This is a genomic window from Psychrobacillus sp. (genome assembly GCF_056205495.1).
The window spans coordinates 1-3105 of sequence record NZ_JBAEAP010000323.1 but is presented as its reverse complement, the minus strand read 5'-3'; the positions used below and the strand labels follow the sequence as shown (position 1 = coordinate 3105).

The 3105-nt window shown below is 36.7% G+C and carries 4 protein-coding genes; all 4 read right to left on the bottom strand.

Annotated features, from left to right (window positions below):
* On the bottom strand, positions 1-407 hold a 407-nt coding region (locus AC06OU_RS09570; protein WP_475855445.1), incomplete at its 3' end, for a DsrE/DsrF/DrsH-like family protein.
* A gap of 50 nt (positions 408-457) precedes the next feature.
* Positions 458-718, bottom strand: coding sequence for a metal-sensitive transcriptional regulator (locus AC06OU_RS09565; RefSeq protein WP_169358320.1), 261 nt, complete (start codon positions 716-718; stop codon positions 458-460).
* A gap of 163 nt (positions 719-881) precedes the next feature.
* Entirely contained in the window at positions 882-1913 is a 1032-nt protein-coding gene (locus tag AC06OU_RS09560; RefSeq protein WP_475855444.1) for a redoxin domain-containing protein, read from the bottom strand.
* 52 nt (positions 1914-1965) lie between these two features.
* A partial coding sequence (locus AC06OU_RS09555) for an FAD-dependent oxidoreductase (protein ID WP_475855443.1) occupies positions 1966-3105 on the bottom strand: 1140 nt, incomplete at its 5' end.

Sequence of the window (3105 nt, the reverse complement as noted above, 5' to 3'; positions counted from 1 at the left end):
CCATCTAATAGCTCTTCTTTTTGAAGCCCAAGTAAATCCATTGTCATCCTACAACTTACTAATTTAATATCTTGCTCTTGGGCCATCTCCACAAGCTGTGTTAGCGTTAATGCATTGTGCTTATTCATTACATGCTTAATCATTTTGGGACCCATCCCAAACATTTGCATTTTTGATAAACCAAGCTTTTCAGCACCTCGTGGCATCATCTTAGCAAACATTTTTTCTAAAAATCCTTTTTTTACTGCAACTGATTCTTGCTTACGTAACGCATTAATTCCCCAGAACGTGTGAAAAATAGTAACTTCGTGGTCATAAGCTGCTGCACCATTCGCAATAATATAGGCAGCCATTGCCTTGTCATAATCACCACTAAACAAAACAATTGTTGTTCTTTTCTTTTCCATAATTATCTCCTTACCCGTATAGGTATATTTTATTGTAAAAATAAAAAGTCTTATCGACTTTTTACTAATAGATCAACTGCTTGCTTAACCATTGCATTTTTATCAAGAGTTTCTACATTTTCTTTAGATAAACACTCAACTAAATTATCTGTGACAATAACACCAATTGTACGATCTACAGCAGAACGAACAGCACTTAGTTGTGTAATCACATCTTTACAATCTTTTTCTTCTTCCATCATACGTAGTATACCTCTAAGCTGGCCTTCTACTTTTTTCATCCTTGCTGTAACCTTCGCATCATATTGCATCATCTCACCTCATTTAATCAATATTTGTTCTAAACACATATTACTACCCCATAGGGTATATGTCAACACAAAAGAATAAAAGCTTTGGACCTCAATTGCGAGAGACAAGAATATTAAAGTTATAGGATGTAGAGGGCCACATCCCATAATTTAAAGATATAAATCATTTATACTTGTTCGTTAAATTTCGTAAAACCTCTTCACTTACCGGCCCTATAATCCGTTCTAGCTCTTGCCCATCCTTATTTAGAACTACCGTAGTGGGTATAGAAACAATATTATAGGACTTACCAAACCGATCCTTTTCATCTAACAACATGGGATATGTCACTTCATATGTTTCCATAAACTCTGCTAATGCCTTCGGACCATTATCACGGTCAGTCAAATTAATCCCAATCAATTCTACTTGATCTGGTAATTCTTCAGCAAAATTTTGTAAATGTGGCATCTCTGCCTGACATGGTGGACACCAAGTCGCAAAGAAATTCACCACTGTGAGCTTCTGGTCTTTCTCAGATAAAATATATCTATCATTTGAGGTAGTATTTAAATCGATTGCATCTCTGTCAGATGTGGAAACGGTCGAACGTAAATCAGTCACTGTCATAGCCATTAAGCTAAGTACACCAATTAAAGCAATTTGCTGATAGCTTTTCTTTTTTAAAATTAAAGACAAAATGACCAATAAATGTGCTATGACTAGTGCGTCCATCCATCCACTTACCCATAAAATAATTGGCCACTGAACAATTATTATCCACTGTTTCTCTTTCATTTCGAGTAAAACTAATAGTGCTAACCATATAATTGCAATGACCCATTGCTCCATTAAGATATAGTTTATGAATTGGTGGGCTGCTACAAAGCGGGTCCAATATTGCCATAGCACCTCCCACTCAATTCCCACTCGATGCTTCACAAGTACAATTATCATCACCATGAAGGCTAATATATTTCCTTTTAAACCCCCATCAAAATATAGAAATGACATAGGTGCTTGGACAAAGCTTTCCCAGGAAAATAGGATATAACTTAATTTCCAGATTAAAACGTAAAACCAAAAAAGATGACTAATTATTTTGTCAGTCTGATCATCTTTATTTTTGTTTCTAAAATCGCTGTAGAGAATAGCGATAAAAAATGCAATCCATGCAATGGGTATTGAAAATTGCCCCAAGGTTATATAAGTCATAAACATCTCCCTTCATGTAAAAAGGTAGCCCAATCCGCAAATGGTGAAATCACTATTTAAAATTATATTTCGTCACGATTGGTTCACGATGTTGCTGTTGGTCATTAAAATATTCGTATAAGCTTATTCCCAAAAATGAACCCGAAACATTAAAAACTTTATCATAACCGCTATGTTCTAATGCCATGACAGCATTATAACTCCGCTGTGCTGAACGACAATGAACATATACAGGGATATCCTTTGGAATCTCATGCATGCGCTCTCGTAACTGACTTAAAGGAATATTCTTTGCACCCTTCACTGCTCCATTTGCAAATTCATTGGGCTCACGCACATCTACAATAAAAGCTCCCGATTCAACTAATGAACGTACTTCACTTACACGTACTTGTTTAAAACGTCCTGCCATCATATTCGTTGCCACCAGTGCCGCTAAATTCACAACATCTTTAGCAGTAGAAAACATTGGGGAATAAGAAAGCTCTAAGTCTTTTAAATCTTCAATTGTTCCATTCATTGTAATTAGAGTTGCTATCACATCGATACGCTTATCTGCATTACCTTTTCCGATAGCTTGTGCACCAACAATACGTCCAGTAGGAACTTCATAAATCAATTTAAAATGTAATGGATTGCTGGATGGCATCAGCCCAACTTTATCTGGAGCAATTACGTATACTGCATCCACTGGAATGCCAATTTCTTTCGCAGTACGTTCATTTAATCCTGTAGCGGCAGCTGCATAATCAAACACTTGAATACTTGAAGAACCGATTACTCCCTTATTTGCATTAGGAATACCATAAATATAATCTGCAGCTGCACGTGCTTGACGCTGTGCTGGCCCAGCTAATGCTAAACGTGTCGGTTTATTCATTAGGCGGTGATATACTTCGATTGCATCACCCACTGCATATATACTTGTATCATTTGTTTGGTAATTTTGATTTACTTTAATGGCACCTGTTTCACCAATTTCCAGCCCTGCGTCAACTGCAAGTGATGTCTCTGGACGAACTCCAATTGCCAATACTACGATATCCGCTTCTATTACTTTGCCAGAGCTTAAAGTAATCGAGGACAAATTAATTTCAGCTAAGCCATCGCCTACCACCAACTGAATACCTTGATCCATCATTTCCTTATGCAATATTTGTACCATATCTTCATCGAATGGTGTGAGAATCTG

Excerpts from the sequence above, each read along its gene's own strand:
- AC06OU_RS09560 (WP_475855444.1), bottom strand. The coding sequence starts at position 1,913 with ATGACTTATATAACCTTGGGGCAATTTTCAATACCCATTGCATGGATT.
- AC06OU_RS09565 (WP_169358320.1), bottom strand. The coding sequence starts at position 718 with ATGCAATATGATGCGAAGGTTACAGCAAGGATGAAAAAAGTAGAAGGC.